This is a genomic window from Pseudomonas sp. RHF3.3-3 (genome assembly GCF_048069595.1).
Classification (GTDB): Bacteria; Pseudomonadota; Gammaproteobacteria; order Pseudomonadales; family Pseudomonadaceae; genus Aquipseudomonas; species Aquipseudomonas fuscovaginae_B.
Genome location: NZ_CP182250.1, coordinates 4,792,174 through 4,815,394, shown reverse-complemented (window position 1 = coordinate 4,815,394; position 23,221 = coordinate 4,792,174). Strand labels below are relative to the sequence as shown.

28 protein-coding genes and 1 tRNA gene are annotated in these 23,221 nt (G+C 61.5%); 22 read left to right on the top strand and 7 right to left on the bottom strand.

The window, feature by feature from the left end; translation table 11 throughout:
- Positions 1-120 precede the first annotated feature (120 nt).
- The gene (bkdR, locus tag ACMGT0_RS21015) at positions 121-609 is read left to right on the top strand and encodes a Bkd operon transcriptional regulator BkdR (RefSeq protein WP_010443703.1); all 489 of its coding nucleotides are present in this window, start codon (positions 121-123) and stop codon (positions 607-609) included.
- Positions 610-681: 72 nt separating this feature from the next.
- Here bkdR and csrA read toward each other — a convergent pair whose 3' ends face one another.
- Positions 682-876 (bottom strand): carbon storage regulator CsrA, encoded by a 195-nt coding sequence (gene csrA, locus ACMGT0_RS21010; RefSeq protein WP_054057756.1) that lies wholly within the window; start codon positions 874-876, stop codon positions 682-684.
- 256 nt (positions 877-1,132) lie between these two features.
- Here csrA and ACMGT0_RS21005 point away from each other — a divergent pair, with 256 nt between their 5' ends.
- Positions 1,133-1,486, top strand: a complete 354-nt coding sequence (locus ACMGT0_RS21005) for an SPOR domain-containing protein (RefSeq protein WP_416769653.1) — start codon at positions 1,133-1,135, stop codon at positions 1,484-1,486.
- Positions 1,487-1,541: 55 nt separating this feature from the next.
- Here ACMGT0_RS21005 and ACMGT0_RS21000 read toward each other — a convergent pair whose 3' ends face one another.
- Positions 1,542-2,306, bottom strand: coding sequence for an OBAP family protein (locus ACMGT0_RS21000; protein WP_054057754.1), 765 nt, complete (start codon positions 2,304-2,306; stop codon positions 1,542-1,544).
- Positions 2,307-2,365: 59 nt separating this feature from the next.
- On the bottom strand, positions 2,366-2,893 hold the full coding sequence (locus tag ACMGT0_RS20995) for a cupin domain-containing protein (protein WP_054057753.1): 528 nt from the start codon (positions 2,891-2,893) through the stop codon (positions 2,366-2,368).
- Positions 2,894-3,140: 247 nt separating this feature from the next.
- Between ACMGT0_RS20995 and ACMGT0_RS20990 the strand changes: the two genes are divergently transcribed.
- Positions 3,141-4,280 carry a glutathione-independent formaldehyde dehydrogenase gene (locus ACMGT0_RS20990; RefSeq protein ID WP_054064484.1) on the top strand — a complete coding sequence of 380 codons (1,140 nt, stop codon included), beginning with the start codon at positions 3,141-3,143 and terminating at the stop codon, positions 4,278-4,280.
- A 283-nt stretch (positions 4,281-4,563) separates the two neighbouring features.
- On the opposite strand, the gene ACMGT0_RS20985 is transcribed toward ACMGT0_RS20990, so the two are convergent.
- Both ACMGT0_RS20985 and ACMGT0_RS20980 read right to left on the bottom strand, forming a co-directional pair.
- Positions 4,564-5,253 carry an endonuclease gene (locus tag ACMGT0_RS20985; protein ID WP_054057768.1) on the bottom strand — a complete coding sequence of 230 codons (690 nt, stop codon included), beginning with the start codon at positions 5,251-5,253 and terminating at the stop codon, positions 4,564-4,566.
- A gap of 3 nt (positions 5,254-5,256) precedes the next feature.
- The gene (locus tag ACMGT0_RS20980; protein ID WP_054057767.1) at positions 5,257-5,457 is read right to left on the bottom strand and encodes a DUF1654 domain-containing protein; all 201 of its coding nucleotides are present in this window, start codon (positions 5,455-5,457) and stop codon (positions 5,257-5,259) included.
- A 371-nt stretch (positions 5,458-5,828) separates the two neighbouring features.
- Here ACMGT0_RS20980 and ACMGT0_RS20975 point away from each other — a divergent pair, with 371 nt between their 5' ends.
- The 10 genes from ACMGT0_RS20975 (at position 5,829) to ACMGT0_RS20930 (ending at position 14,421) form a co-directional block, all read left to right on the top strand.
- Complete coding sequence (locus ACMGT0_RS20975) at positions 5,829-6,296, top strand: hypothetical protein (protein WP_239687950.1); 468 nt, start codon at positions 5,829-5,831, stop codon at positions 6,294-6,296.
- A 243-nt stretch (positions 6,297-6,539) separates the two neighbouring features.
- Positions 6,540-7,484, top strand: a complete 945-nt coding sequence (locus ACMGT0_RS20970) for a sugar ABC transporter substrate-binding protein (RefSeq protein ID WP_273822445.1) — start codon at positions 6,540-6,542, stop codon at positions 7,482-7,484.
- Positions 7,485-7,551: 67 nt separating this feature from the next.
- Positions 7,552-9,105: a sugar ABC transporter ATP-binding protein gene (locus ACMGT0_RS20965; RefSeq protein WP_054064487.1), complete on the top strand. Its 1,554-nt coding sequence runs from the start codon at positions 7,552-7,554 to the stop codon at positions 9,103-9,105.
- A complete protein-coding gene (locus tag ACMGT0_RS20960) occupies positions 9,102-10,079 on the top strand; it encodes an ABC transporter permease (RefSeq protein WP_054057748.1) in 978 nt (325 codons plus the stop codon). The genes ACMGT0_RS20965 and ACMGT0_RS20960 overlap by 4 nt, the downstream gene beginning before the upstream one ends.
- Positions 10,080-10,082: 3 nt before the next feature.
- Positions 10,083-11,093 (top strand): LacI family DNA-binding transcriptional regulator, encoded by a 1,011-nt coding sequence (locus tag ACMGT0_RS20955; protein ID WP_054064489.1) that lies wholly within the window; start codon positions 10,083-10,085, stop codon positions 11,091-11,093.
- Between the two features lie 55 nt (positions 11,094-11,148).
- Positions 11,149-12,069, top strand: coding sequence for a ribokinase (gene rbsK / locus ACMGT0_RS20950; RefSeq protein ID WP_054064490.1), 921 nt, complete (start codon positions 11,149-11,151; stop codon positions 12,067-12,069).
- Positions 12,066-12,470, top strand: coding sequence for a D-ribose pyranase (rbsD, locus tag ACMGT0_RS20945; protein ID WP_054057746.1), 405 nt, complete (start codon positions 12,066-12,068; stop codon positions 12,468-12,470). Before rbsK ends, rbsD begins: the two co-directional genes overlap by 4 nt.
- Before the next feature lie 28 nt (positions 12,471-12,498).
- Positions 12,499-13,527 (top strand): nucleoside hydrolase, encoded by a 1,029-nt coding sequence (locus tag ACMGT0_RS20940; RefSeq protein ID WP_416769648.1) that lies wholly within the window; start codon positions 12,499-12,501, stop codon positions 13,525-13,527.
- Between the two features lie 94 nt (positions 13,528-13,621).
- On the top strand, positions 13,622-13,927 hold the full coding sequence (locus ACMGT0_RS20935; RefSeq protein WP_416769646.1) for a hypothetical protein: 306 nt from the start codon (positions 13,622-13,624) through the stop codon (positions 13,925-13,927).
- A gap of 170 nt (positions 13,928-14,097) precedes the next feature.
- Entirely contained in the window at positions 14,098-14,421 is a 324-nt protein-coding gene (locus ACMGT0_RS20930) for an I78 family peptidase inhibitor (protein ID WP_416769645.1), read from the top strand.
- An 84-nt stretch (positions 14,422-14,505) separates the two neighbouring features.
- Here the strand turns inward: ACMGT0_RS20930 and ACMGT0_RS20925 are convergent, their stop codons facing one another.
- Both ACMGT0_RS20925 and ACMGT0_RS20920 read right to left on the bottom strand, forming a co-directional pair.
- Positions 14,506-14,718: a cold-shock protein gene (locus tag ACMGT0_RS20925; RefSeq protein WP_054057742.1), complete on the bottom strand. Its 213-nt coding sequence runs from the start codon at positions 14,716-14,718 to the stop codon at positions 14,506-14,508.
- Positions 14,719-15,001: 283 nt separating this feature from the next.
- Positions 15,002-15,310 (bottom strand): hypothetical protein, encoded by a 309-nt coding sequence (locus ACMGT0_RS20920; protein ID WP_416769642.1) that lies wholly within the window; start codon positions 15,308-15,310, stop codon positions 15,002-15,004.
- Between the two features lie 384 nt (positions 15,311-15,694).
- Between ACMGT0_RS20920 and thrS the strand changes: the two genes are divergently transcribed.
- The 9 genes from thrS to ACMGT0_RS20875 all read left to right on the top strand — a co-directional run bounded on the left by thrS (position 15,695) and on the right by ACMGT0_RS20875 (position 23,156).
- Entirely contained in the window at positions 15,695-17,617 is a 1,923-nt protein-coding gene (gene thrS / locus ACMGT0_RS20915) for a threonine--tRNA ligase (protein WP_054064495.1), read from the top strand.
- Positions 17,617-18,168, top strand: a complete 552-nt coding sequence (gene infC / locus ACMGT0_RS20910; protein ID WP_186676118.1) for a translation initiation factor IF-3 — start codon at positions 17,617-17,619, stop codon at positions 18,166-18,168. Before thrS ends, infC begins: the two co-directional genes overlap by 1 nt.
- 60 nt (positions 18,169-18,228) lie before the next feature.
- The gene (rpmI, locus tag ACMGT0_RS20905) at positions 18,229-18,423 is read left to right on the top strand and encodes a 50S ribosomal protein L35 (RefSeq protein ID WP_002553160.1); all 195 of its coding nucleotides are present in this window, start codon (positions 18,229-18,231) and stop codon (positions 18,421-18,423) included.
- Between the two features lie 30 nt (positions 18,424-18,453).
- Positions 18,454-18,810, top strand: coding sequence for a 50S ribosomal protein L20 (gene rplT / locus ACMGT0_RS20900; protein WP_010443727.1), 357 nt, complete (start codon positions 18,454-18,456; stop codon positions 18,808-18,810).
- Between the two features lie 111 nt (positions 18,811-18,921).
- Positions 18,922-19,938: a phenylalanine--tRNA ligase subunit alpha gene (pheS, locus tag ACMGT0_RS20895; RefSeq protein WP_054057739.1), complete on the top strand. Its 1,017-nt coding sequence runs from the start codon at positions 18,922-18,924 to the stop codon at positions 19,936-19,938.
- A gap of 27 nt (positions 19,939-19,965) precedes the next feature.
- The gene (pheT, locus tag ACMGT0_RS20890; RefSeq protein WP_416769638.1) at positions 19,966-22,347 is read left to right on the top strand and encodes a phenylalanine--tRNA ligase subunit beta; all 2,382 of its coding nucleotides are present in this window, start codon (positions 19,966-19,968) and stop codon (positions 22,345-22,347) included.
- Positions 22,348-22,350: 3 nt separating this feature from the next.
- Positions 22,351-22,653: an integration host factor subunit alpha gene (gene ihfA / locus ACMGT0_RS20885; protein WP_002553164.1), complete on the top strand. Its 303-nt coding sequence runs from the start codon at positions 22,351-22,353 to the stop codon at positions 22,651-22,653.
- Positions 22,634-22,990, top strand: coding sequence for a MerR family transcriptional regulator (locus tag ACMGT0_RS20880; RefSeq protein ID WP_054057737.1), 357 nt, complete (start codon positions 22,634-22,636; stop codon positions 22,988-22,990). The genes ihfA and ACMGT0_RS20880 overlap by 20 nt, the downstream gene beginning before the upstream one ends.
- An 89-nt stretch (positions 22,991-23,079) precedes the next feature.
- Positions 23,080-23,156: transfer RNA gene (locus ACMGT0_RS20875), tRNA-Pro, on the top strand.
- Positions 23,157-23,221: the final 65 nt, after the last annotated feature.

Genomic DNA, 23,221 nt, shown 5'->3' with positions numbered 1-23,221 from the left:
TCTTGTCCTACAACAATCATAGGCCGGTCGTAGGAGAATATTTCTCTCTGTTTGGTTGCGCCTGAGATTATTTGCAGATAAAAAATCTGCATAAGCATAAAAAACAGGTGATTTTCTCTCATGCGCAAACTGGATCGCACCGACATCGGCATTCTCAACAGCCTTCAGGAGAATGCCCGTATCACCAACGCGGACCTGGCCCGTTCGGTCAATCTGTCGCCGACCCCGTGTTTCAACCGGGTGCGGGCGATGGAGGAGTTGGGACTGATCCGCGAGCAGGTGACCCTGCTCGATGCCGACCTGCTCGGCCTGCACGTCAACGTGTTCATCCACGTCAGCCTGGAGAAACAGGTGGAGGAGGCCCTGCAGCACTTCGAGGCGGCGATCGCCGATCGGCCGGAGGTGATGGAGTGTTATCTGATGGCGGGGGACCCGGACTATCTGATCCGCGTGCTGGTGCCGACCATCCAGGCGCTGGAGCGCTTCATGATGGACTTTCTGACCAAGGTGCCGGGGGTGGCGAACATCCGTTCCAGCTTTGCGCTCAAGCAGGTGCGCTACAAGACGGCGCTGCCGTTGCCGGCTGGCGGTCTGACGCTAGCGATGTAGGGAAAAGGCGAGGGAAGGGTGGGACTTTCGTCAGCCGCGACCCCGGATGTCAGGGCTGACGAGTTCGAGGACTTACAGGTTGTCCTTCTTTTCTCCGGCAGACAGACCGGCCTGGATCCGCTGATAGATCTCTTCACGGTGCACTGCCACGTCTTTTGGAGCGTTGATGCCGACGCGTACCTGCTGGCCGCTGACGCCCAGGATCGTGATGGTGATGTTGTCGCCGATGTTGATGCTTTCACCGATTTTGCGGGTGAGTATCAGCATGTCTTTACTCCTTGATTGTTACTACTGAAGTGCCTTTCTCAGGCATTCCTGGCTTAGGTCTTACATACAGAATACCGCCAAGTCGATCCGAGCGGGTGGTTCATTACAGACGTCATTTCATTCTATTTAATTCCCCTGCACCGGAAAATCGTCGGTAATTCAGCCTGATAAGGGAGCGGCAGGGCGGATCTACGTCGGATGAGACTGGCCGTAAGGTGATAAAATCACATTAACTGACGATTACGGGAGACGCTCTGTGCGCAGAATAGCAGTGATGATGGCATTCGTGGTGCTGGCCGGTTGCGGCGAGGGTTCGGGCAACAAGGCCGAGCCGGCCAAGGCGGCCGTTGCACCGGTGGCCGTTGCACCGGTGGCCGCGGCCGCGCAGGCCACAGGCTGGGACCTGCTGATCAAGGACGACAAGTCCAAGGCGCTGACCGACTGGACCGCGTGGCTGATCGAGCACGGTTTCCCGTTCAAGATCCTCGATGACGGCCAGGTCATCGCCGGCCCGTTCGCCACCCGGGAAATTGCCGAGCAGAAGAAGGCGCAACTGGCCGACAAGCAGAACATGCAATCGGAGGTGGTGGAGCACAAGGCGCAGCCTTGAGGCTTGATCCTGAGGGCCCACCAGAAAGCCGGGTGTCACCGATTGGCGAGGCAGGTCAATGCGGGTGCGGTGTGTTCGTCGGATCCACTATCTGAAACACCTTGCCATTGCGCCAGGCATCCGCCCCTGGCGCAATGGCAGGCGCCGGTATATCGGCCCGCGCCTTCTTTTTCTGCGCGCTGTCTATCCCGAATCGACGATCCCGTTCGGCCACCATTTCCGGATCGCTCTGACCCTCTGCGGTGAAGCCCATCATGAGCTGTGGAACGCCAAGGGGCAGATCCTTATTCAGGTCGGTATGCCAGGTATGCCAGGTCTTGCCGTAGGTATGGACGAGCTTTTCCATCAAGGCATGTTCGGCCAGTTCGGGAATCCCGGGAGCCACGAGCTGGCCTGATTTGACTTCGTGAACATGACTGTGCCAGAGCGCTTGCTCGGCTTTGGGCAGACCGGCGAACAATGACTCGCTGATGATGTACTCGACCCCCATCAACTTGGCGTCCTGGCGATTACCGTCGTAGATCACGCACTGGATCACCTCCTCGTTCAGGATGGCGCAGTAATGATGTGCTTCCATCTGCGCTTCCATGTGTCCGTTATAAAAATGGAAACCATCCAGGTAGGCATTCAACGCGTCTATCGGCGGGCGCGCTTGAAGCAGTGCGGCGCCTGTATCCAGGGAACTGGTGGTGAGTGACGGGGCGTCGCCCGGGGCGACCACCCCAGACGGCGAATTGTTGCCAGCGCATGCGCTCAGGAGCGCGGCGAGCGCTGTCGCGTAGAGCGCTTTGACCGGGTGGCCTGTTCGTACTTCATTCATTCCAGCGTCCTTTCCGCCATGGGGGGGCGGTGTCCGTCTTTGTGCCTGCAAACGCTTTTTCAGCTGATGGACCAGTAATCGGTCAGTGTCCCCGCCTTGCCTTGTACGGGGTCCTGGTCGGGAAAGGGCAGGGTGGCGATACGTTCAAGCTGTGTCTGGCTCGGTGCCTGCCGGCAGATATCGGCATGCTGGCCTGGTGGATACGCCCCAACCACCAGAAAGTCGGCACTCGAGCCGAGATTGCAGTGCCCCGTTCCCGCAGGAAGCAGCAACACGTCGCCCGGCCCCACTTCGACCACATGCCCATCCGGGCCGCCCAGCATCAGGCGTGCCTGGCCGCTTGCGACACCCAATACCTCGTGTCCTTCGGTGTGGTAGTGATGATAGTCATACACCCCGTCTCGCCATTGAGGCGGCCAGCCGTGAGCCGAGAAGGTCTTCTCAAGCAGCGTCGCCTGATCATCACCTGATGCAGCGATCGCGTTTCGATAAATGATCACCGGCAGGCGGGGATGATTCGGTACCCAATCGTTGCGTTCCAGCATGAGTGTTTTCGGTGTGTTCACCGTGTCTCGAAGGTCTTTCATGTCAGCCATCTCCTGGATGGAAAACTACCCGGCATGAGATTTATGAGCGGGATCTGCCAGGTTCGTTCCTCCAGGAAGGGGAGAGCCAGGCTGTGGCGCCGGCCGCTTTCGGCGGTGCGAGGTCCTGAAGTCGAGTTACCGCTCGTCAGACATGCAGCGGATTTCTTGAACAGGCGATTCGTTCTCTCGGACAGATTGAACATGTGCTGACGAAAATTCCCTTTCGTCTCGCCTCTGGGAGAACGCAATGAAAGCCATCGTGTACAACGGTCCTCGTGACGTCAGCGTGCAAAATGTGCCGGACGCCAGGATCGAAAAGCCCACCGACGTGCTGGTGCGAGTGACGACCACCAACATCTGCGGATCTGACCTGCATATGTATGAAGGCCGCACTTCTTTTGAAACAGGCAGGGTATTCGGCCATGAGAACCTGGGCGAGGTCATCGAAGTGGGCGCCGCTGTCGATCGGATCAAGGCAGGCGACCGGGTATGCCTGCCCTTCAACATCGGCTGCGGCTTTTGCGAGAACTGTGAGAAGGGCCTGACCGGATTCTGCCTGACGGCTAACCCGGGCAGCGCGGGTGCGGCCTACGGATTCGCTGAAATGGGGCCTTATCAGGGTGGGCAGGCTGAACTGCTGAGGGTGCCATATGCCGACTTCAACTGCCTGGTGTTGCCCGATGACGCGCAAGAACGTGAAGACGATTATGTCATGCTGTCCGATATCTTCCCGACGGGATGGCATGCAACCGAGCTGGCTGGCCTTCTGCCGGGGGAGAGCATTGCCATCTACGGTGCCGGCCCGGTTGGCCTGATGGCCGCCCATTCGGCCATGATCAAGGGCGCCTCCGAGGTGTTCGTGGTCGACAGCCATCCCGACCGTTTAAGGCTCGCGGCCCAGATGGGGGCCACGCCCATCAGCGCGCTTGAGAAGGAGGCGGTGGATCAGATATTGAACCTGACCCATGGCAGAGGGACCGATCGCGGCTGTGAGTGTGTGGGCTATCAATGCTGTGACCGCCACGGGCATGAAGCCAATCACCTGACCATGAACAATCTGGTCGCCTCGACAAAGGCGACTGGCGGCATCGGTGTCGTGGGCGTGTTCGTGCCTCAGGATCCGGGTGCTGAAAATGAATTGGCCCAGGAAGGCAAGATGGCTTTCGATTTCGGCGCCTTCTGGTTCAAGGGGCAGCAGATTCGAACCGGGCAGGCCAATGTCAAAGCCTACAACCGTCGTCTGGCCGAACTGATCCATCATGGCCGCGCCAAACCTTCCGGGATCATCTCTCATCGTCTCAAGCTTGCCGAAGGCCCGGACGCCTACAGGCACTTCGACGCGCGTGACGATGGCTGGACGAAGGTGGTGCTCAAGCCCGCAGCTTGAAACGACCCGCCCATTTCGGTTTGTGCAGGTTCGCGATGACCGCTACGAGGCCTCGCGCTCTGCATGACCCTCTCGCTCAAAGGTGAACGATCATGAAAAGGTTATCCATGTGCCTGGGCCTGTGCACGGTATTCATGCTTCATGGATGCTTCGACAAGTCCGATAACGAAACGAAGAACAATTCCAGTGGTACCCAGTCTTCTGTACAGATGCAAAAGGGAAAGGCAGAGGAGAGTCAGTAACGGGATGATGGCGCAGGAAACGGTCGGGAAATCCTGCCGGTTCAGCCGCAGGCCTTGAGATCCACCGCGCCGACGAACTCGTTGCCGCGGCCCATCACGCAGGCCACGCTCTGGTTGCGCTGGCGTTCCCATGGCTGTACCGGGTAGGTCTTGTCCCAGGCTTCATACAGCTGGCGATCCTGTTTCGACAGGCGCAACCCGTACTGCTTGCTCATGTAGAAGTAGGTGCGGGCGATCATTCCGCGGATCGAGGGCCGCGGCATGACCTTCTTGGCCTTGAAATCGACCTGGGTCAGGCATGAGCCATACTGGCCCTTCTGTTCCGGCAGCCAGCCGAAACTGAAATTGCTGCGATCGCCATTCACCTCGCCGATGCTCGGCACCAGGTTGTGCAGGTCGGCTTCGGCGCGCTGGTAGGTCGGATCGCTCTGCGTGCAGTTCTTGCGCCCGCCCTGTTGCCAGCACTGGCGCTGATGGCCGATCTGCCAGGCCGGCACGATATGTTCCCACTCGATGCGCGCCGCGCGGGCGGCGTTCTTGCGCGGTACATAGCCGCAGGCCTGGAGGTCGACCCGGTTGCCGTTGTACTTGCAGCCGCAATAGAACTCCGTGGATTGTCGTTCATACAGTTTCCAGGCGACTTTCTTGGCTTCGCTGAAGGTTCGTGGAGCGTCGGCCTGGGCGGGCAGCACCCAGCACAGGCCGAGCAGGGCGATGACGGGCAGACGCATCATTCAGTCTTCCTTGGGCACGGTCCAGAAAATCTGTACGCCACCGTCATCGCGGTAGGCGAGGGTGACGTTGTCGTTTTCGTCGATCTCCTCGAGCAACTGTTCCCAGTCCTCGGAGGGCTCGTCCGGCATGCGGAAGATCAGCGCGGCCTTGGCCTGCTGGGCCGCTTGGGAGTTGATGATTTTCTGTACGCGCAGGCCCATGCGCTCGTAGGAACTGAGGGCGGCGGAGGCTGAAGTTGGGTTTGCCACGAAACAATCCTTAATTAAGCTGTACGTGCATACAGTATTTAACTGTAGGCAGTTTCGCAACTATCAGAGAGATCTGGAGCGTTTCTGACAGCGCTTTTTATGATTTGGCGTCAGCTGTAGGAAAAATTATAAGGATTTGCCTGAGCCTGAATGTCAGCAAATGGCTGCCCGCCAAGTGAGGTTTTTCGCGGCCTTTGGTGGGCGGAAGGCGCATAGGTTGCAGGAGCTTTGTATCGGCACCCGATGCACTCTCGTACGTCGTGGCTAAAGTTCAGCAGGCCACCGCCGATACGCCGGTACAGAAATTTTCCGAGGTTCTTACCATGTCAGTAGGTTTTCCTTCTCCCGGCGGCCTGATGATCAACGGCCACACCGCCGGCTCGACGGAGTCCAAGACCATCGCCATGACGAGCGAGATCGACAAGGCGGTCAAGGACAGCGATGAGGCCGACAGCAAGGACGGCAAGGTCCGTACTGGCGGCGGCAGCGCCGAAGCGGCCGGCGGCGCCCAGGAAAGCTCGGGTGATGGTCACAGCGTAGCGGTCAAGACGCTGCAGAAGCGCATGAAGGAGCTGCAGCAGCAACTGCGCGAGCTTCAGCAGCAGTTGGAGGCCGCGCAGAAGGCTTCCTACCCTTCGGAGGATGCCCGCACCAGCGTGCTGATGGGGATCCAGGGGCAGATCAGTACCGTCAACGGTGCGCTGATGACGACGGCCGCGGCACTGCTCCAGGCCCTGACCAAAGAGGCCAAGTCCGGCAGCAGCGGCTCGCTGGTCAGCACCACCGCGTAACCTGTTCCCACAGGGTTTCTTCGCACTTTCCCCTCGCCACCGGGCATCGCGCCCGGTGGCCGACTCACGACTATTCTTTGGATCGAACCCAGGGCAGCCCGTTGACAAATGTCGATGAGGTTCGCATAGTTCATTCACGCAAACGTTTGCGCGGGTTGTTTCCCAGGCGTTCCACCGTCGTGGAAGCGTCCTGTCGCGTGGCTGACGTTGCTCACAATAATCATAAGATCCGGAGTGAACCCCATGAAGTTGCCATTCGCTGGTCGTCTGCTCGCTGTCGCCGTACTCGCTGCCACCTTGCCGATGTCGTCGGCCTTCGCTGACGCGGCCAAGCCCAAGGTCGGCCTGGTCATGAAATCCCTCGCCAACGAATTCTTCGTCACCATGCAGGATGGGGCCAAGGATTACCAGAAAGCCCACTCCGCCGATTTCGACATGATCACCAACGGGATCAAGAACGAAACCGACACTGCTGCCCAGATCGACATCGTCAACCAGATGATCCTGTCCAAGGTCGATGCCCTGGTGATCGCCCCGGCCGACTCCAAGGCCCTGGTGACGGTACTCAAGAAAGCCTCCGATGCCGGCATCAAGGTGGTCAACATCGACAACCGCCTCGACCCGCAGGTGCTCAAGAGCAAGAACCTGGACATTCCCTTCGTCGGCCCGGACAACCGCAAGGGCGCGCGCCTGGTCGGCGACTACCTGGCCAAGACCCTGGCCTCCGGCGACAAGGTCGGCATCATCGAAGGCGTACCGACCACCACCAACGCCCAGCAGCGGACCGCCGGTTTCAAGGACGCGATGGATGCCGCCGGCATGAAGATCGTCTCCACCCAATCCGGCAACTGGGAAATCGACCAGGGCAACAAGGTTGCCTCGGCCATGCTGAGCGAATACCCGGACCTCAAGGCGCTGCTGGCCGGTAACGACAACATGGCCCTGGGCGCCGTGTCCGCGGTGCGTGCCGCCGGCAAGGCGGGCAAGGTGCAGGTGGTCGGTTACGACAACATCGAGGCGATCAAGCCGATGCTGCAGGACGGCCGGGTGCTGGCCACCGCCGACCAGGCCGCGGCCCAGCAGGCGGTGTTCGGTATCCAGAACGCGCTCAAGCTGGTCAAGGGCGAGAAGGTCGATGCCGTCGATGGCGTGATCGAGACCCCGGTCGAACTGGTTCTCAAGAAATAACCCCGAGAAGCAACCCCTGGCTGCAACCGCGCCCGCTCGTCCTGAGCGGGCGCCCGGAGATTTTCCTATGTCATCTTCCGCACCGAACGCTGTCCTGTCGGTCAGCGGTATCGGCAAGACCTATGCGCAACCTGTCCTGAGCAACATCGACCTGACGCTGTTGCGTGGCGAGGTGTTGGCGCTGACCGGTGAAAACGGCGCGGGCAAAAGCACGCTGTCGAAGATCATCGGCGGGCTGGTCACGCCGACCACCGGCCAGATGCACTTCAAGGGTCAGCCCTATGCCCCCGGCAGCCGGACCCAGGCTGAAGAGCAGGGCATCCGCATGGTCATGCAGGAACTCAATCTGTTGCCGACCCTGTCGGTGGCGGAAAACCTGTTTCTCGACAACCTGCCCAGCCACGGTGGCTGGATCAGCCGCAAGCAACTGCGCCAGGCCGCCATCGAGGCCATGGCCCAGGTCGGCCTGGAGGCGATCGACCCCGACACCCTGGTCGGTGAGCTGGGGATCGGCCACCAGCAGATGGTGGAAATCGCCCGCAACCTGATCGGCGATTGCCATGTGCTGATTCTCGACGAGCCGACCGCGATGCTCACCGCCCGCGAGGTCGAAATGCTCTTCGAGCAGATCACCCGCCTGCAGGCCCGAGGCGTGGCGATCATCTACATTTCCCACCGGCTGGAAGAGCTGGCGCGGGTGGCTCAGCGCATTGCGGTACTGCGCGATGGCAACCTGGTCTGTGTCGAGCCGATGGCCAACTACAACAGCGAACAACTGGTCAACCTGATGGTCGGCCGCGAGCTGGGTGAACACATCGACCTGGGCGAGCGCAAGATCGGCGCACCGGCCCTGACGGTCAAGGGCCTGAGCCGGGCGGACAAGGTGTTCGACGTGTCCTTCGAGGTGCGCGCCGGCGAGATTTTCGGCATCTCCGGCCTGATCGGTGCCGGGCGCACCGAGCTGCTGCGGCTGATCTACGGTGCCGATGTCGCCGACAGCGGTACCGTGGCCCTCGGCACGCCGGCCCAGGTCGTCGATATCCGTTCGCCGGTCGATGCGGTGCGCCATGGCATCGCCCTGATCACCGAGGACCGCAAGGGCGAAGGCCTGCTGCTGACCCAGTCGATCAGCGCCAACATCGCCCTGGGCAACATGCCGGCAATTTCCAGTGGCGGGGTGGTCAACGGTCGCGACGAAACCGCGTTGGCGCAGCGGCAGATCGGGGCCATGCGCATCCGCAGTTCCAGCCCGGACCAACTGGTCTCCGAGCTGTCCGGCGGCAACCAGCAGAAGGTGGTGATCGGCCGCTGGCTGGAGCGCGACTGCTCGGTGCTGCTGTTCGACGAGCCGACCCGAGGGATCGACGTCGGTGCCAAATTCGATATCTACGCGCTGCTCGGCGAACTGACCCGCCAGGGCAAGGCGCTGGTGGTGGTCTCCAGTGACCTGCGCGAGCTGATGCTGATCTGTGACCGCATCGGCGTGCTCTCGGCCGGGCGCCTGATCCAGACCTTCGAGCGCGACAGCTGGACCCAGGACGACTTGCTTGCCGCCGCGTTTGCCGGCTACCAGAAACGTGATGCGCTGCTCAACGACGCGGCGCCTAGGGATACCCTATGAAAACTGCTCCTTCGACCGCCAAGGCCGGTCGCAACTTCTATGGCCTCGGCACCTACCTGGGTCTGGCCGGCGCCTTGCTGGGGATGATCATCCTGTTCTCCAGCCTGAGCAGCCACTTCCTGTCCTACGACACCTTCAGCACCCTGGCCAACCAGATTCCCGACCTGATGGTGCTGGCGGTCGGCATGACCTTCGTGCTGATCATCGGCGGTATCGACCTGTCGGTCGGCTCGGTGCTGGCGCTGGCGGCCTCCGCGGTCAGCGTCGCGGTGCTCGGCTGGGGCTGGAGCGTGCTGCCGGCGGCGGTGCTGGGCATGGGCTGCGCCGCGCTGGCGGGGACCATCACCGGTTCGATCACCGTGGCCTGGCGGATTCCGTCGTTCATCGTCTCCCTCGGCGTGCTGGAAATGGCCCGTGGCCTGGCCTACCAGATGACCGGCTCGCGCACCGCCTACATCGGTGATGCCTTCGCCTGGCTGTCGAACCCGATCGCCTTCGGTATTTCGCCGTCGTTCATCATCGCGCTGCTGGTGATCATTGCCGCGCAACTGGTGCTGACCCGCACCGTGTTCGGCCGCTACCTGATCGGCATCGGCACCAACGAGGAAGCCGTGCGCCTGGCGGGGATCAACCCCAAGCCGTACAAGATCCTGGTGTTCAGCCTGATGGGCCTGCTGGCCGGTATCGCGGCGCTGTTCCAGATCTCGCGCCTGGAAGCGGCCGACCCGAACGCCGGTTCCGGCCTGGAGCTGCAGGTGATCGCCGCGGTGGTGATCGGTGGCACCAGCCTGATGGGCGGGCGTGGTTCGGTGATCAGCACCTTTTTCGGCGTGCTGATCATTTCCGTACTGGCCGCGGGCCTTGCGCAGATCGGTGCGACCGAGCCGACCAAGCGGATCATCACCGGTGCGGTGATCGTCATTGCCGTGGTGCTCGATACCTATCGCAGCCAACGCGCCCGTCGGCGGGCCTGAGTCATGGCGACCATCAAGGACGTGGCCGCGCTGGCCGGGATTTCCTACACCACGGTGTCCCATGTGGTGAACAAGACCCGACCGGTCAGCGAACGGGTGCGGCTCAAGGTCGAGGCGGCCATCGCCGAGCTCGACTACGTGCCCAGTGCCGTGGCGCGCTCGCTCAAGGCCAAGTCCACCGCGACTATCGGCCTGCTGGTGCCCAACAGCCTGAACCCGTATTTCGCCGAGCTGGCGCGGGGGATCGAGGATTACTGCGAACGCAATAACTATTGTGTGATCCTCTGCAATTCCGACGATGATCCGGACAAGCAGCGCAACTACCTGCGGGTGTTGCTGGAGAAGCGCGTCGACGGGCTGATCGTCGCCTCCACCGGCGGTGATGACAGCTTTGCCGCCGGCCTGTCGGCGGTGCGTACGCCGATGGTGATGGTCGACCGCGATATCGACGGAGTCGACACGGACCTGGTGCGCATCGACCACGAGGAGGGCGCCTACCTGGCAACCCGCCACCTTCTGGAGCTGGGGCATCGGGCCATCGCGTTCATCGGCGGACCGAAGGACACCAGCGTCGCGCAACTGCGCCTGGCCGGTTATCGCCGGGCGTTGCAGCAGGCCAAGGTCAAGGTGCCGGCCAAGTGGGTGCTGGCCAGCGACTTCACCAGCACCGGGGGTTACCTGGCGGCGGCAAGACTGCTGGACGGCGAGCGGCCCAGCGCGATTTTCGCCGGCAACGACATGCTCGGCATCGGCGCGCTGCGGGCCGCGGCGGAGCGCGGGATCCGCGTGCCGGGCGAGTTGTCGGTCATCGGCTTCGACGATATCCGCATGAGTCGTTATGTCTACCCGGCGCTGACAACGGTCGGCCAGTCGATCCTGGAGCTGGGTGAGACAGCCGCCGAGTTGCTGCTGCGGCGTATCGCGACGCCGGGCCTGGCGCTCGACCAGCGTATCGTGATTCCCAGCATCGTCATGCGCGAATCGACGGCGCAGGTTTCGGATGGTTTCGCCTGAAACGTCGGCCCAGCAGTGCTGGCGCCGGCCGAACTGAATTCAAGAGTACAGATGCATGCAAGCAAAAGTAGTGGTCATCGGCAGTCTCAACATGGACCTGGTTACCCGCGCCGAACGCCTGCCCCGCGCGGGTGAGACCCTGATCGGCCAGTCGTTCGGCACCGTGCCCGGCGGCAAGGGTGCCAACCAGGCGGTGGCGGCGGCACGGCTGGGCGCCCAGGTGTCGATGGTCGGCTGTGTCGGCGATGACGCCTACGGGCAGCAACTGCGCGATGCGTTGCTGGCCGAGGGCATCGATTGCCAGGCGGTCACCGCGGTGGAGGGTGTTTCCAGCGGCGTGGCGCTGATCGTGGTCGACGACAGCAGCCAGAACGCGATCGTCATCGTCGCCGGCGGCAACGGCCGGGTGAGCCGCGAAGGGGTCAAGGCTTTCGACGCGGTACTGCAGGCGGCCGATGTGATCATCTGCCAGCTCGAAATACCGCTGGACACCGTCGGCTATGCGCTCAAGCGCGGCCGCGAACTGGGCAAGACCGTCATCCTCAACCCGGCACCGGCCAGCGCGCCGTTGCCGGCCGACTGGTACGCGTCGATCGACTACCTGATCCCCAACGAAAGCGAAGCTTCGGCCCTGAGCGGCCTACCGGTGGATTCGCAAGCCTCGGCCGAGGCGGCTGCCGCCAGGCTGATGGCGGCCGGGGCAGGGAAGGTGATCATCACCCTCGGCGCCCAGGGTTCGCTGTTCGCCGATGGCCAGGGTTTCACCCATTTCCCGGCGCCCAAGGTTCAGGCGCTGGACACCACGGCCGCCGGCGACACCTTCGTCGGTGGCTTTGCCGCAGCGCTGGCCTGCGGCAAGAGCGAGGCCGAGGCGATCCGCTTTGGTCAGGTCGCGGCGGCGTTGTCGGTCACCCGCGCCGGTGCGCAGCCATCCATTCCGCAATTGTCTGAAGTGCAGGGGTTCGAACTGTCATGAAAAAAGCACCGTTGCTCAACATTGCCCTGTCACGCTTGATCGCCTCGCTGGGCCATGGCGAGATGCTGGTGATCGGCGATGCCGGTCTGCCGGTACCGCCGGGCGTCGAGCTGATCGACCTGGCCCTGACCCCGGGTATCCCCGATTTCGTCAGCACCCTGCGCGTGGTGCTCAGCGAAATGCAGGTGGAAAGCCATGCATTGGCCGAAGAGATCCTGCTCAAGCGCCCACCGGCGCTGGAGACCTTGGAGGCGCTGACGGTCCAGGGTGACCTGGGGCTGCGGCGCCTGCTCAGCCACGAGCAATTCAAGGCACTCAGCCGCCAGGCCAAGGCCGTGGTGCGTACCGGCGAGTGCCAGCCCTACAGCAACGTCATCCTGGTTGCCGGTGTGACGTTCTGATTTTCCAATCGCGCACAAGGAGTGCACCATGCAACGCTATGCTCAGAATTTGTCACGCTGGTTCAGGAGTCTGCTGATCGTGTCCCTGCTCACTGCCACCGGCGCCCAGGCGGCGGAAAAGATCGACCTGATCATCGACACCGACCCGGGTGCCGACGATGTGGTGGCCCTGTTGTTCGCCCTGGCCTCGCCGGAGGAGTTGAACATCCGCGCGCTGACCACCGTCGCCGGCAACGTGCGCCTGGACAAGACCTCGCGCAACGCCCGCCTGGCCCGCGAGTGGGCCGCACGCGAAGAGGTGCCGGTGTACGCCGGCGCGCCGCGGCCGCTGCTGCGCACGCCGATCTACGCCGAGAACATCCACGGCAAGGAGGGCATCTCCGGGGTGACCGTGCATGAACCCAAGGCGCCGCTGGCCCAGGGCAATGCGGTCAATTACCTGATCGACACCCTGCGCGCGGCCAAGCCCCACAGCATCACCATCGCCATGCTCGGGCCGCAGACCAACCTGGCCCTGGCGCTGATCCAGGATCCGGAAATCACCCAGGGCATCAAGGAAGTGGTGGTCATGGGCGGTGCGCACTTCAACGGCGGCAATATCACGCCGGTGGCCGAGTTCAACCTGTTCGCCGACCCGCAGGCGGCCGAGGTGGTGCTCAAGAGCGGCGTCAAGCTGACCTACCTGCCGCTGGACGTGACCCACAAGATCCTCACCAGCGACGAGCGCCTGAAGAAGATCGCCGCGCTGAACAACAACGCGAGCAAGGTGGTCGGCGATATCCTCAACGACTACGTCAAGGGCGACATGGAGCACTACGGCATTCCCGGTGGCCCGGTGCACGACGCCACGGTCATCGCCTACCTGCTCAAGCCTTCGCTGTTCAGCGGGCGTGAGGTCAACATGGTGGTCGACAGCCGCGAAGGCCCGACCTTCGGCCAGACCATCGTCGACTGGTACGACGGCCTGAAGCAGACCAAGAACGTGTTCTGGGTCGAGAACGGCGACGCGCAGGGCTTCTTCGACCTGCTGACGGCGCGCCTGGGGCGTCTGAAGTAAACCGTGTGGCCCGCAGGCGCTCGCCTGCGGGTTGGCTGGGCACAAGGCCCGGCAACGTGCCAAACTGCGGTTTTGCCTTTTCGGGAAAACCGCCGTGCAGATCGACCTGAACAACCCCGACAACCTCACTCTCGAAGCCGTGCGCCAGTTGCTCGCATCGGCCAGTGATGACGTGCACACCCAGTTGCGGGTGACCCGTTCGGGCATCGCCTACCTGTCCAGCGGCGTGGTCGGCGGGCGCGATATCGAGGGGCTGCTGTTTCGCCTGGAGACCTGGGCGGCCGGTTCCGGCTATGTCGGCAACGTGGCGGCGGCCGATGAGGTGTGGGTGCAGCAGGTGTTCAACACGTTGAAGGACAACTGGCCCAATCCGCCCTTCGACTACATCGACATCTACTGAAATATACAAGCCGTTCATATTCAGTCACGATTGATTGCGCCAGCGGGCTGTTGGCTCAGGCAGACTTGTCCGGTATTGCTGTCAGAATCGGTTCGTCCGCCTGGCAATATGCAACCAATTGCCTGAACGGCGGTCGCACGCACTCTACCTATTTTTCACAAGGAGGCTTCATGCCTTGGAAGCTTGCATCTTTGGGGGCGATTTTCGCCATGTCGGTCTTGGCCGGTTGCTCGACGAACACCGGCTCCGCGCCGGCCAGTAGCAGCGAGCCCGTGACTCGGAACGACAGCGGTCGCTGCGAGGCCAAAGGCGCCGAGTTCGCGATCGGCAAGCAGGCCTCTGCCGAATTGCTGGAGCAGGCACGCAGCCGCAGTGGCGCGCAGACCGCGCGGGTGGTGGGGCCGGATGACATGATTACCCTGGAGTACCGCTCCGATCGCCTGAACCTCAATGCCGACCGTACCGGCAAGATCGAGCGGGTCAACTGCGGCTGATCGCGGCGTTGTCTGTCGCACGCCTTTTCGGGCACCCATAAAAAACCCCGTCACATGGACGGGGTTTTTTTCAGGCCGGGGAGATTACTCCGCGCGAACCTGGGCAGCTTGCATGCCCTTTTGGCCTTTCTCAGCCACGAAGGAAACGGTCTGGCCTTCTTTCAGGCTTTTGAAACCGTCAGCTTCGATAGCTTTGAAGTGTACGAACAGGTCGTCACCGCCACCTTGAGGAGTGATGAAGCCGAAGCCTTTTTCATCGTTGAACCATTTTACGGTGCCGGTTTGGCGATTAGACATGGTGTATCTCCAAGAAACATATATTTTCAGTAGTGCTGTGCTGCTCAGGCCAACTGGGCACACGGAGCTATCATAGTCGAAATGTTCGGCTTGGGAGCCCCCCGCGGCTGCGGATTGCCAATCAGTCGCGCTTTCTTTACCGCCTCGATCGGCTGAAAGCCCCGGTTTCAAAGGCTTTCAGCGAAAAACGGGGCTGACAAAAAAAGCCGTAAAAACTGCATAAAATGTGTGAAAAAACTGCTTTTTCGCTCTGAAGCCGGCGAAGGGTCGCCGATTCAGCGGCTTATTTGCTCACGCGGCAGGCGGCAACGACATTCAGCGCCTTGGTTTGCAGTTCCTTGCTGGGGCCCTTGCTGGGGTCTTTCGGGTGCATCAGTTCGGACAGCTCGGCCGTGGTGAACTTGTCGTTGAGCTGGTCGGCGCTGCAGGCGCAGTGCTGCTGGGCGGTCTTGAGGTCGACGCTGCGGTTGGCGGCGGCGGTGCAGTCCTTCATGTAGGCGTCGCGTTGGCCGGCCGGCCAGGCAGCCTGGGCGCTCAGCGGCAGCAGCAGGGCGATGGGTGCGGCGAGGGCGAAAAGGTGAGTCAGGCGCATGTTGGAATACTCCTTTGGATAGAGCGCGAACTGAGCGTCGCTTGCAGGGTGTTTGAGGGCCGCAGGGCCGCTCAAGTTCACCGGTGGCAGATGAAACCTGCTGAACTGTAGCAGTTTGTGCTTGTGGCGAGGCGATGACCGTTCATCTGTGCTAGCATCCCCGCCCTGGCTGTATTCGGCGCCGTAGCGGGGTTCCTCCTGCGACGCCACGCCATCAACCCTTTTTTGAACTCCAGTCACTCTGGTTCGTTTCCGGTTGGCCTTGCGGCTCCTGCCACTGTGCGGCAGGCGTTCTTCACTGAGCGGCTGGACGGATCGCGTACTGGCTGCTCATCCCAACCCACGTGACCTTTGGTAGGGGTCACCACTAGGAGAGGAGGCGCCATGCCCACTATTACTCTTCCCGACGGCAGTCAACGTTCGTTCGATCGCCCGGTTTCCGTAGCCGAAGTCGCCGCATCCATCGGTGCCGGCCTGGCCAAGGCCACCGTGGCCGGCAAGGTCAACGGCAAGCTGGTCGATGCCTGTGACCTGATCGACGCCGATTCCACACTGCAAATCATCACGCCCAAGGATGAAGAGGGGCTGGAGATCATTCGTCACTCTTGCGCCCACCTGGTTGGCCACGCGGTCAAGCAGTTGTATCCGACCGCCAGGATGGTGATCGGTCCGGTCATCGACGAAGGTTTCTACTACGACATCGCCTACGAGCGGCCTTTCACCCCGGACGACCTGGCGGCGATCGAAGAGCGCATGCACCAGTTGATCGACAAGGACTACGACGTGATCAAGAAGGTCACGCCGCGCGCCGAGGTCATCGAGGTGTTCACCCGGCGCGGTGAAGACTACAAGCTGCGCCTGGTCGAGGACATGCCGAACGAAACGGCGATGGGCCTGTACTACCACGAAGAATACGTCGACATGTGCCGCGGTCCGCACGTGCCGAACACCCGTTTCCTCAAGTCGTTCAAGCTGACCAAGCTGTCCGGCGCCTACTGGCGCGGCGATGCGAAGAACGAGCAGCTGCAGCGCGTCTACGGCACCGCCTGGGCGGACAAGAAGCAGCTGGCCGCCTACATCCAGCGTATCGAGGAAGCGGAAAAGCGCGACCACCGCAAGATCGGCAAGCGCCTGGGCCTGTTCCACACCCAGGAAGAAGCCCCGGGCATGGTGTTCTGGCACCCCAACGGCTGGACCCTGTACCAGGTGCTCGAGCAGTACATGCGCAAGGTGCAGCGTGACAACGGTTACCTGGAGATCAAGACCCCGCAAGTGGTCGACCGCTCCCTGTGGGAGAAATCCGGGCACTGGGCCAACTATGCCGAAAACATGTTCACCACCGAGTCGGAAAGCCGCGACTACGCCATCAAGCCGATGAACTGCCCCTGCCACGTGCAGGTGTTCAACCAGGGCCTGAAGAGCTACCGCGAGCTGCCGATGCGTCTGGCCGAGTTCGGTGCCTGCCACCGCAACGAGCCGTCGGGTGCGCTGCACGGCATCATGCGCGTGCGTGGTTTCACCCAGGACGACGCGCACATCTTCTGCACCGAAGACCAGATGCAGACCGAATCCGCCGCCTTCATCAAGCTGACCATGGACGTCTACGCCGACTTCGGCTTCAAGGACATCCAGATGAAGCTGTCCACCCGCCCTGAAAAGCGCGTGGGCTCCGACGAGCTGTGGGACCGTGCCGAAAGCGCACTGGCCGCGGCCCTCGACAGCGCCGGCCTGCCGTATGACCTGCAGCCGGGCGAGGGCGCCTTCTACGGGCCGAAGATCGAATTCTCGCTCAAGGACTGCCTGGGCCGTGTCTGGCAGTGCGGTACCCTGCAGCTGGACTTCAACCTGCCCATCCGCCTCGGTGCCGAATACGTTTCCGAAGACAACAGCCGCAAGCATCCGGTGATGCTGCACCGGGCCATCCTCGGTTCGTTCGAGCGTTTCGTCGGAATCCTGATCGAGCACTACGAGGGCGCGTTCCCGGCCTGGCTGGCGCCAACCCAGGCGGTGGTCATGAATATCACCGACAAGCAGGCCGATTTTGCCCTCGAAGTGGAAAAATCTCTGGCCGAAAGCGGATTCCGTGCCAAGTCCGACTTGAGAAATGAGAAAATCGGCTTTAAAATCCGCGAGCATACCTTGCTCAAGGTTCCCTATCTTTTGGTTATCGGAGACAGGGAAGTCGAAACGCAAACTGTCGCTGTGCGTACCCGTGAAGGCGCTGACCTGGGCTCCATGCCCGTCGCCCAGTTCACGGCGCTCCTCGCGCAAGCGGTTTCCCGGCGTGGTCGCCAAGATTCGGAGTAATTATTATTAAGCGTGATATGAGACAAGATAAACGAGCTGCACCGAAAGCGCCGATCAACGAGAATATCTCGGCACGCGAGGTTCGGTTAATTGGCGCTGATGGCGAGCAGATTGGCATCGTCTCGATTGATGAAGCGCTTCGAATTGCCGAAGAAGCCAAACTGGACCTGGTGGAAATTTCCGCTGACGCCCAGCCACCCGTCTGCCGGGTGATGGACTACGGCAAGTCGATCTTCGAAAAGAAGAAGCAAATTGCTGCTGCGAAGAAAAACCAGAAGCAAGTGCAGGTTAAAGAAATCAAGTTTCGTCCAGGGACGGAGGAAGGGGATTACCAGGTAAAACTACGCAACCTGGTACGTTTCCTGAGTGACGGGGACAGGGCCAAGGTTTCCTTGCGATTCCGCGGCCGTGAGATGGCCCACCAGGAGCTGGGGATGGATCTGCTCAAGCGGGTTGAAGCTGACCTGCAAGAGTACGGATCGGTCGAACAGCATCCTAAGATGGAAGGACGCCAGCTGATCATGGTCATCGCCCCGAAAAAGAAGAAGTAACCACCAGGGCACGGCAGGCCTTGCGGTTATGTTTATCCATTGAATGCGGAGTATCCGAACATGCCAAAGATGAAAACCAAAAGCGGTGCTGCCAAGCGGTTTCTGAAAACTGCTAACGGCATCAAGCACAAGCACGCTTTCAAGAGCCACATCCTGACCAAAATGTCGACCAAGCGTAAGCGTCAACTGCGTGGTAGCAGCCTGCTGCACCCGTCTGACGTTGCAAAAGTCGAGCGCATGCTGCGCCTTCGTTAATTTTTGGCTCAAGAACAGAGGAAGTAACTCATGGCTCGTGTAAAGCGTGGCGTCATTGCCCGTAAGCGTCACAAGAAAATTCTGAAACTTGCCAAAGGCTACTACGGTGCACGCTCGCGCGTATTCCGTGTTGCCAAGCAAGCGGTAATCAAGGCAGGCCAATACGCCTACCGTGACCGTCGTCAGAAAAAACGTCAGTTCCGCGCTCTGTGGATCGCTCGTATCAACGCTGGTGCGCGTATCAACGGTCTGTCCTACAGCCGTTTCATCGCGGGCCTGAAAAAAGCGTCGATCGAAATCGACCGTAAGGTTCTGGCTGATCTGGCAGTGAACGAAAAAGCGGCGTTTGCTGCGATTGTCGAGAAAGCTAAAGCCGTTCTGGCTTAAGTACCCCCCGACAATCACCGAGGTCGGCCTTCGCAGGCTTCGGTGTTAAACGTCAGTAAATAGGGGAAGAGCCTTCAAGCTCTTCCCCTATTTCGTATCTGGAGTCTGTACATGGAAAACCTGGACGCACTGGTCTCTCAAGCACTTGAGGCTGTGCAAAGCGCTGAAGACATCAATGCCCTGGAGCAAATCCGGGTTCACTACCTTGGCAAGAAGGGTGAGCTGACTCAGGTGATGAAGACCCTGGGGAGCCTGCCGGCAGAAGAGCGTCCGCAAGTCGGCGCCCTGATCAATGTCGCCAAGGAGCGTGTCACCGAGGTGCTCAATGCGCGCAAGGCGTCGTTCGAGGAAGCGGAACTGGCCGCCAAACTCGCCGCCGAGTCCATTGACGTGACCCTGCCTGGCCGTGGCCAGACCTCCGGTGGTCTGCATCCGGTCACCCGGACTCTGGAACGCATCGAACAATTCTTTACCCACATCGGCTACGGCATCGCCGAAGGTCCCGAGGTGGAAGACGATTACCACAACTTCGAGGCGCTCAACATCCCAGGCCACCACCCGGCCCGGTCGATGCATGACACCTTCTATTTCAATGCGAACATGCTGCTGCGCACCCACACCTCGCCGGTCCAGGTGCGCACCATGGAATCGCAGAAGCCGCCGATCCGCATCGTCTGCCCAGGCCGTGTGTATCGCAGCGACTCCGATATCACCCACTCGCCGATGTTCCACCAGGTCGAAGGCCTGCTGGTCGATCGCGACATCAATTTCGCCGACCTCAAAGGCACCATCGAGGAATTCCTGCGGGTGTTCTTCGAGAAGGAACTGGCGGTGCGTTTCCGTCCGTCCTACTTCCCCTTCACCGAGCCATCGGCCGAAGTCGACATGGAATGCGTGATGTGCAGCGGCAAGGGCTGCCGCGTGTGCAAGCAGACCGGTTGGCTGGAAGTCATGGGCTGCGGCATGGTGCACCCGAACGTGCTGCGCATGTCCGGCATCGACCCGGAAGAATTCCAGGGCTTTGCCTTCGGCATGGGCGTTGAGCGTCTGGCCATGCTGCGTTATGGCGTGAACGACTTGCGTCTGTTCTTCGACAACGACTTGCGGTTCCTCGCGCAATTTCGCTAGTCGTCACGAATCTATTGGGAGAACAGGATGAAATTCAGTGAACAATGGCTGCGTGGCTGGGTAAGCCCGCAGGTTAGCCGCGACGAGCTGGTGGCTCGTCTGTCGATGGCGGGTCTGGAGGTCGACAGCGTGACCCCGGCCGCTGGCGAATTCAGCGGCGTGGTGGTCGGTGAAGTACTGAGCACCGAACAACACCCGGATGCCGACAAGCTGCGCGTATGCCAGGTCAGCAACGGTGCGGAAACCTTCCAGGTGGTCTGTGGCGCGCCCAACGTGCGTCCGGGCCTGAAGGTGCCATTCGCCATGATCGGCGCCCAGCTGCCGGGCGACTTCAAGATCAAGAAGGCCAAGCTGCGCGGTATCGAATCCAACGGCATGCTCTGCTCGCAGGCCGAACTGCAGATCGGTGAAGGCAACGACGGCCTGTTCGAACTGGCCGCCGATGCGCCGGTGGGCGACGACATTCGTGCCTACCTGAGCCTGGACGACGCCAGCATCGAGGTCGACCTGACCCCGAACCGCGGCGACTGCCTGTCCCTGGCGGGCCTGGCCCGTGAAGTCGGCGCGCTGTACGCCGCTGACGTCACACGTCCAGCCGTGCCTGCCGTTGCCGCCGTGCACGACGAAGTGCGCCCGATCGAAGTCCTGGCGCCGGCGGCCTGCCCGCGTTACCTGGGTCGCGTGATCCGCAACGTCGACCTGTCCAGGCCGACGCCGCTGTGGATGGTCGAGCGCCTGCGTCGTTCCGACGTGCGCAGCATCGACGCCGCGGTCGACATCACCAACTACGTGATGATCGAGCTGGGCCAGCCACTGCACGCCTTCGACCTCGCCGAAATCAACGGCGGCATTCGCGTGCGCATGGCTGAAGAAGGCGAGAAGCTGGTGCTGCTCGACGGTCAGGAAGTCACTCTGCGTAGCGACACCCTGGTGATTGCCGACCACAACCGCGCCCTGGCGATTGCCGGCGTGATGGGTGGCGAGCACAGCGGTGTGAACACCGCGACCACGCGCGACATCTTCCTGGAAAGCGCGTTCTTCGATCAGATCGCCGTGGCCGGCAAGGCCCGTTCCTATGGCCTGCACACCGACGCTTCGCACCGCTACGAGCGGGGCGTGGACTGGAAGCTGGCCCGTGAAGCCATGGAGCGCGCCACTGGCCTGCTGCTGGAAATCACCGGCGGCGAAGCCGGTCCGATCATCGAAACCGTCAGCGAAGCGCACCTGCCATCCGTGGCACCGGTGACCCTGCGTGCCGAGCGCATCACCCAGATGCTGGGCATGGAAATGAACGCGGCCGAAGTCGAGCGCCTGCTGACCGGCCTGGGCCTGGGCGTGATCGCCAGCGGGGCAGGGCAGTGGACCGTCGAAGTGCCAAGCCATCGCTTCGACATCAGCCTGGAAGTCGACCTGATCGAAGAGCTGGCGCGTCTGTACGGCTACAACCGCCTGCCGGTTCGTTACCCGCAAGCGCGCCTGGCGCCAAAGGCCAAGGCTGAAGCCCGTAGCGGCCTGCCGGAACTGCGTCGCCTGCTGGTGGCCCGTGGTTACCAGGAAGCGATCACCTACAGCTTCATCGATCCGAAGCAGTTCGAACTGTTCAGCCCGGGCGTCGAGCCGCTGCTGCTGGCCAACCCGATCTCCAACGACATGGCGGCCATGCGCTCGTCCCTGTGGCCGGGCCTGGTCAAGGTGCTGCAGCACAACCTCAACCGTCAGCAGGATCGCGTCCGCCTGTTCGAAAGTGGCCTGCGTTTCGTCGGCCAGCTGGAAGGCCTGAAGCAGGAGCCGATGCTGGCCGGTGTGGTCTGCGGCAGCCGCCTGCCGGAAGGCTGGGCGCACGGTCGCGATGCGGTCGACTTCTTCGACGTCAAGGCCGACGTGGAAGCGATCCTCGGTGCCGCTGGCGCACTGGGCGATTTCACCTTCGTGCCGGGCAAACACCCGGCGCTGCATCCGGGCCAGACCGCTCAGATCGAGCGTGACGGGAAGCGGGTCGGCTTTATTGGCGCGATTCACCCAGAGCTGTCCAAGACTCTGGGCCTGGATCGTCCGGTGTTCGTCTTCGAGCTGGTCCTGGCTGAAGTGGCGGCGGGCAAGATGCCGAAATTCAGCGAGCTGTCGCGCTTCCCTGAAGTGCGTCGTGACCTGGCCCTGCTGGCGGACAAGGGCGTGGCAGCCACGGCCGTGCTGGAAGTCATTCGTGAGAATGCAGGCGAATGGCTGACGGACCTCAGGCTTTTTGACGTCTATGAGGGTAAAGGCATTGATCCTCATAGAAAAAGCCTCGCCGTTGGCTTGACCTGGCAGCATCCATCGCGCACTCTTAATGACGATGAGGTGAACTCCGCAACGCAAGACATCCTCACCTCGCTTGAAACCAGGTTGAACGCCACGTTAAGGAAGTGACGTATGGGGGCTCTGACGAAAGCTGAAATGGCGGAACGTCTCTACGAGGAGTTGGGTCTTAACAAACGCGAGGCCAAGGAATTGGTCGAGCTGTTCTTTGAAGAGATCCGCCACGCACTCGAGGACAACGAGCAGGTCAAACTGTCGGGTTTCGGCAACTTTGATTTGCGCGACAAACGCCAGCGGCCTGGCCGCAATCCAAAAACGGGAGAGGAAATCCCGATCACGGCGCGCCGTGTGGTCACCTTTCGTCCAGGGCAGAAACTGAAAGCCCGAGTTGAGGCCTATGCTGGAACCAAGTCATAACGACGAGCTCCCGCCGATCCCAGGCAAACGCTACTTCACCATTGGTGAAGTCAGCGAGCTGTGCGCGGTAAAACCGCACGTGCTGCGCTACTGGGAGCAGGAATTTCCTCAACTCAACCCCTCCAAGCGAGGCGGCAACCGCCGGTATTACCAGCGCCACGACGTGCTGATGATCCGCCAGATCCGCGCCTTGCTGTACGACCAGGGCTTCACCATTGGCGGGGCGCGTCAGCGCCTCTCCAGTGACGACGCCAAGGAAGAGAACATCCAGTACAAGCAACTGATCCACCAGATGATCGCTGAGCTGGAGGATGTGCTGGCGGGGCTGAAGAAGTAAATTTTTTGGAAATAATACTTCCAAAATTCAAAAGGTTAGGTTACATTCCTAACCGCTTTCAGAGGTTTGAAAGCACAGCTACTCAGTGTCGGGGCGTAGCGCAGCCCGGTAGCGCACTTGCATGGGGTGCAAGGGGTCGAGTGTTCGAATCACTCCGTCCCGACCAATATTCGATGACAGAGCCACCTTCGGGTGGCTTTGTTGTTTTGGGCTGGTGACTTTTCGAGTGAC

Coding starts and splice junctions, on each gene's coding strand:
- bkdR (WP_010443703.1), top strand. CDS start 121: ATGCGCAAACTGGATCGCACCGACATCGGCATTCTCAACAGCCTTCAG.
- csrA (WP_054057756.1), bottom strand. CDS start 876: ATGCTGATACTCACCCGCAAAATCGGTGAAAGCATCAACATCGGCGAC.
- ACMGT0_RS21000 (WP_054057754.1), bottom strand. CDS start 2,306: ATGAATGAAGTACGAACAGGCCACCCGGTCAAAGCGCTCTACGCGACA.
- ACMGT0_RS20995 (WP_054057753.1), bottom strand. CDS start 2,893: ATGAAAGACCTTCGAGACACGGTGAACACACCGAAAACACTCATGCTG.
- ACMGT0_RS20990 (WP_054064484.1), top strand. CDS start 3,141: ATGAAAGCCATCGTGTACAACGGTCCTCGTGACGTCAGCGTGCAAAAT.
- ACMGT0_RS20985 (WP_054057768.1), bottom strand. CDS start 5,253: ATGCGTCTGCCCGTCATCGCCCTGCTCGGCCTGTGCTGGGTGCTGCCC.
- ACMGT0_RS20980 (WP_054057767.1), bottom strand. CDS start 5,457: ATGGGCCTGCGCGTACAGAAAATCATCAACTCCCAAGCGGCCCAGCAG.
- ACMGT0_RS20975 (WP_239687950.1), top strand. CDS start 5,829: ATGTCAGTAGGTTTTCCTTCTCCCGGCGGCCTGATGATCAACGGCCAC.
- ACMGT0_RS20970 (WP_273822445.1), top strand. CDS start 6,540: ATGAAGTTGCCATTCGCTGGTCGTCTGCTCGCTGTCGCCGTACTCGCT.
- ACMGT0_RS20965 (WP_054064487.1), top strand. CDS start 7,552: ATGTCATCTTCCGCACCGAACGCTGTCCTGTCGGTCAGCGGTATCGGC.
- ACMGT0_RS20960 (WP_054057748.1), top strand. CDS start 9,102: ATGAAAACTGCTCCTTCGACCGCCAAGGCCGGTCGCAACTTCTATGGC.
- ACMGT0_RS20955 (WP_054064489.1), top strand. CDS start 10,083: ATGGCGACCATCAAGGACGTGGCCGCGCTGGCCGGGATTTCCTACACC.
- rbsK (WP_054064490.1), top strand. CDS start 11,149: ATGCAAGCAAAAGTAGTGGTCATCGGCAGTCTCAACATGGACCTGGTT.
- rbsD (WP_054057746.1), top strand. CDS start 12,066: ATGAAAAAAGCACCGTTGCTCAACATTGCCCTGTCACGCTTGATCGCC.
- ACMGT0_RS20940 (WP_416769648.1), top strand. CDS start 12,499: ATGCAACGCTATGCTCAGAATTTGTCACGCTGGTTCAGGAGTCTGCTG.
- ACMGT0_RS20930 (WP_416769645.1), top strand. CDS start 14,098: ATGCCTTGGAAGCTTGCATCTTTGGGGGCGATTTTCGCCATGTCGGTC.
- ACMGT0_RS20925 (WP_054057742.1), bottom strand. CDS start 14,718: ATGTCTAATCGCCAAACCGGCACCGTAAAATGGTTCAACGATGAAAAA.
- ACMGT0_RS20920 (WP_416769642.1), bottom strand. CDS start 15,310: ATGCGCCTGACTCACCTTTTCGCCCTCGCCGCACCCATCGCCCTGCTG.
- thrS (WP_054064495.1), top strand. CDS start 15,695: ATGCCCACTATTACTCTTCCCGACGGCAGTCAACGTTCGTTCGATCGC.
- rpmI (WP_002553160.1), top strand. CDS start 18,229: ATGCCAAAGATGAAAACCAAAAGCGGTGCTGCCAAGCGGTTTCTGAAA.
- rplT (WP_010443727.1), top strand. CDS start 18,454: ATGGCTCGTGTAAAGCGTGGCGTCATTGCCCGTAAGCGTCACAAGAAA.
- pheS (WP_054057739.1), top strand. CDS start 18,922: ATGGAAAACCTGGACGCACTGGTCTCTCAAGCACTTGAGGCTGTGCAA.
- pheT (WP_416769638.1), top strand. CDS start 19,966: ATGAAATTCAGTGAACAATGGCTGCGTGGCTGGGTAAGCCCGCAGGTT.
- ihfA (WP_002553164.1), top strand. CDS start 22,351: ATGGGGGCTCTGACGAAAGCTGAAATGGCGGAACGTCTCTACGAGGAG.
- ACMGT0_RS20880 (WP_054057737.1), top strand. CDS start 22,634: ATGCTGGAACCAAGTCATAACGACGAGCTCCCGCCGATCCCAGGCAAA.